The sequence below is a fragment of the Desulfovibrio sp. 1214_IL3152 genome, from assembly GCF_036763055.1.
Lineage (GTDB): Bacteria > Desulfobacterota > Desulfovibrionia > Desulfovibrionales > Desulfovibrionaceae > Desulfovibrio.
Genome location: NZ_JBAIYW010000421.1, coordinates 1 through 1,894 on the forward strand (window position 1 = coordinate 1; position 1,894 = coordinate 1,894).

Sequence of the window (1,894 nt, forward strand, 5' to 3'; positions counted from 1 at the left end):
GGGCGCCAGCGCCTACCCCCGCGCCATTGACTTTGCCCGCTTCCGCGCCATTGCCGATGAGGTGGAAGCGAAACTCGTGGTGGACATGGCCCACATCGCGGGTCTTGTGGCCGCCGGCCTGCACCAAAGACCGGTTCCGCACGCTCACATCCCCACCACGACCACGCACAAAACCCTGCGCGGCCCCCGCGGCGGCATGATACTGTCCACTGAAGATATGGGCAAAACCCTGAACAGCCAGATATTCCCCGGCATTCAGGGCGGCCCGCTCATGCACGTCATCGCGGCCAAGGCCGTGGCTCTGGGCGAAGCCCTGCATCCCGCCTTCAAGCTGTACCAGCGGCAGGTTCTGGATAACGCCGCCACCCTGGCTTCATGCCTTATGGAAGCGGGCTATGACCTTGTTTCCGGCGGTACGGACAATCACCTGATGCTCATTGACCTGACCGGCAAGGATATCACCGGCAAGGACGCTGAAATCGCCCTGGACACGGCGGGCATCACGGTCAACAAGAACACGGTTCCTTTTGAGACGCGCTCGCCCTTTGTTACCTCCGGCATACGCCTGGGTACTGCCGCCCTTACCACGCGCGGCATGAAGCAGGACAACATGCGCACCGTGGCCCGGTTTATCATCACGGCGCTTGAAAAACGGGATAACGCTGCGGAACTTGAAAAAATTCGCAAAAACGTTGAAGAATTCGCCCATCAGTTCCCGCTGTTTGCCCATCTTGCCTGATCACCTTTAATGGGCTGCCCTTTCAAAGGTTTTCGGCCAGAGCGCTTTACTGCTGAACGGCTCTGACAGGGCTTCAGCTTGTGTGCAAAAAACATCCGGGCCTTGTGAAGCATCAGCTCTGCAAGGCCCGGGCGATTGAATTGGCCGGACGGTCCAACAATGCCTGAATGTCATTTCAGGTCAGACAGCCTTTGCTGCCACGCGGGATAAAGCCGTCAGGCGCCCGGCAGGGCGCACAGGCAGACAGTATCTGCAGCGACCCTGCGGCCCGGAGGCTATCGGCCTCTGGGCCGCCGTTGCGCAACGCGGGGTCTGTGGACCATTGGCCTGCGCAACATGCGGGATGCCGCAACAGATTCCGCGTGCCGTCCCGCCGAAAACCCCTTGTGCCGAAAGCGCGAACCGTTGGCTTGGCTTTTACGCTTCCACTATGTACACTAGCGAAAAATTTAACGGATATCCCATGCAAAGATTGCCCTGGCCCCAATACTTCATGAACATCACCTACCTTGTCAGCGGGCGCTCCACGTGCACCCGGCGGCGGGTAGGGGCTGTGGCCGTGAAGGACAAGCGCATTCTTGCCACCGGTTACAACGGCGCTCCCGCCGGGGTTCCCCATTGCCTTGAAGTGGGCTGCCTGCGCGAGCAGCTGGGCATCCCCTCCGGCCAGAGACACGAAATATGCCGGGGGCTGCATGCGGAGCAGAACGTTATCATTCAGGCGGCCGTACACGGCATAAATATCAGCGGAGCCGAACTGTACTGCACCACGCATCCCTGCGTGCAGTGCAGCAAAATGCTTATCAATTGTGGTATAAGGCGTATCTATTACGCCGAGCACTACCCTGACGAGCTTGCCGCCACCATGCTCGCTGAAGCCGGGGTTCAACTGGAAAGGCTGGACTTCACCCCGCCCGCCATAAGCCCCCAGCCGGAGTAGCCATGTCTGAACTGGATTACACTCCCTTTATGCGTGAAGCCATTGCGCTGGCGCAGCAAGGCCGCTGGAAGACCTGCCCCAACCCTATGGTAGGGGCTGTTCTTGTGCGCGATGGTCAGGTCGTCGCCAGAGGCTGGCACCACGCCTTCGGCAAGGCTCATGCCGAAGTGGACTGCCTCAATGACGCCGCCGCGCGCGGGGTCGACCCGGCGCAA

At 60.4% G+C, this 1,894-nt stretch carries 2 protein-coding genes and 1 pseudogene; all 3 read left to right on the top strand.

Annotated features, from left to right (window positions below; all coding sequences use genetic code 11):
* Positions 1 to 739 (top strand): serine hydroxymethyltransferase (locus V6C07_RS08930; protein ID WP_333536052.1); only part of this gene is annotated, 739 nt, incomplete at its 5' end.
* Between the two features lie 463 nt (positions 740 to 1,202).
* Positions 1,203 to 1,679: a deoxycytidylate deaminase gene (locus V6C07_RS08935; protein WP_333536054.1), complete on the top strand. Its 477-nt coding sequence runs from the start codon at positions 1,203 to 1,205 to the stop codon at positions 1,677 to 1,679.
* A gap of 2 nt (positions 1,680 to 1,681) precedes the next feature.
* Positions 1,682 to 1,894 (top strand): annotated as a pseudogene (locus V6C07_RS08940) (bifunctional diaminohydroxyphosphoribosylaminopyrimidine deaminase/5-amino-6-(5-phosphoribosylamino)uracil reductase RibD); the annotation flags it as partial.